Source organism: Polaromonas sp., from assembly GCF_030682935.1.
Classification (GTDB): Bacteria; Pseudomonadota; Gammaproteobacteria; order Burkholderiales; family Burkholderiaceae_C; genus Polaromonas.
In genome coordinates, this window is sequence record NZ_JAUXNA010000245.1 from 1 (window position 1) to 1,875 (window position 1,875).

Below are 1,875 nucleotides of genomic sequence, written 5' to 3' on the forward strand. Positions count from 1 at the left end.
CACCACACCAGGTCGGCGTAATGGGCGTAGGCCACAGCGCGCGAAATGGCTTGGTCCATGCCTTTTTTGGTCTTGTAGAAACCTTCAGCGGTGCGTTCTCCCGTGATGAAAGGCTTGTCGTTCTCGTCGTAGTCGCTGGTCAGCAAGTCGGCAGCTTCTGCATCGGTACGGGCAATCACCAGGGTGGGCACGCCGCAAACGTCGGCTGCCATGCGGGCAGCGATGAGTTTTTGGCAGGCTTCGGCGGTAGGCACCAGCACCTTGCCGCCCATGTGGCCGCATTTCTTGACGGAGGCCAGCTGGTCTTCAAAGTGAACGCCAGCCGCGCCGGAACTGATCATGGCCTTCATCAGTTCAAACGCGTTCAGCACGCCGCCAAAACCGGCTTCGGCATCGGCCACGATGGGCGCGAAATTGTCGATGTAATTTGCGTCGCCGGCATCGATACCCTTGGAGTGCTGGATTTCATCGGCACGGCGGAAGGTGTTGTTGATGCGTTCGACCACTTTCGGCACCGAGTCCACCGGGTACAGCGACTGGTCGGGATACATGGCGGCATAACCGTTGTTGTCGGCGGCGACTTGCCAGCCCGACAGGTAGATGGCCTTGACGCCGGCTTTCACCTGCTGCATGGCCTGGCCGCCTGTCAGCGCACCCAGGCAGTTGACGTAAGGCTCATTGTTCACCAGGCCCCAGAGCTTTTCAGCGCCACGGCGCGCCAAGGTGTGCTCGATAGGAAAGGAGCCACGCAAGCGGACCACATCAGCGGCACTGTAGCCGCGTTTGATACCCTTCCAGCGCGGGTTGGTGGCCCAGTCTTTTTCAAGGGCTTCGATCTGCTGTTCGCGGCTCAGTTGTTCGGTGATGGATTGCGGCATAAAAACCTCCGGAAGTGAGTTGAAAAAAGGTGGCAGGGATGGCTGATGAAGCCCCTTGCCATGGCTTTATTTTAACTCTTATATAAGAGTTATTTTTCTCTTATGTCTTATATAAGATTAAAAATTTTCTATTAAATATCAATAGCTTAAAGTCATGATTCCATGATGTGAAAACCTATTTTTCTCAATGAAAAAATATACTGCACCATAGGCAATGACTCCTCCATAATTCGCGCAGCCTTTTCGCATAGTGAAATCAATTAAAGATCGGACGCCCGTCCATCGGCCTCACACCGGGCTGTCGATGCGGATCCACGTCGTTTTGGTCTCGGTGTACTTGTCAAAGGCATGCAGGGATTTGTCGCGTCCCACACCGCTTTGCCTGAAACCGCCAAACGGCACCGTGATGTCGTCCTCGTCATACTGGTTCACGTGTACCGTGCCGGCACGTAGCGCGCGCGCCACGCCAAGCGCCTTGTTGATGTCACGCGTCCATACTGCGGCCTGCAGGCCATAAATGCTCTGGTTCGCCTGCCGAACCACATCGGCCGCATCGGTGAAAGACAGCACCGAGAGCACAGGGCCGAAGATTTCCTCGCGCGCGATGGTCATGTCGTTCTTCACGCCGTCAAAAATGGTGGGCTGCACATAACAGCCGCCGGAATCAAGCAGTGCCCGCTCGCCGCCAGCCAGTAGCCGGGCGCCTTCGCGTCTGCCCGTCTCGATGTAGCGCAGCACATTGTCGAGCTGGGACTTGTCCACGATGGCGCCCATCACGGTGGCGTTGTCCAGCGGGTTGCCCGGCTGGTAGTGCGGCACCAGCGCCAGCGCTTTTTCCAGAAAAGCGTCCTTGATGCTGCTTTCGACAAACAGGCGCGAAGGCGCGTTGCAGCTTTCACCCTGGTTGAAGAAGATGCTGCTCACCGCGGCGGCGACGGCGCGGTCCAGGTCGGGGCAGTCGGCAAACACGATATTGGGCGACTTGCCGCCCAGCTCG

2 protein-coding genes are annotated in these 1,875 nt (G+C 57.3%); both read right to left on the reverse strand.

Annotation, left to right across the window (positions count from 1 at the left end):
* On the reverse strand, window positions 1-878 hold an 878-nt coding region (aceA, locus tag Q8K05_RS11350; RefSeq protein ID WP_305246713.1), incomplete at its 3' end, for an isocitrate lyase.
* A gap of 288 nt (window positions 879-1,166) precedes the next feature.
* Window positions 1,167-1,875 (reverse strand): aldehyde dehydrogenase family protein (locus Q8K05_RS11355; RefSeq protein WP_305246714.1); only part of this gene is annotated, 709 nt, incomplete at its 5' end.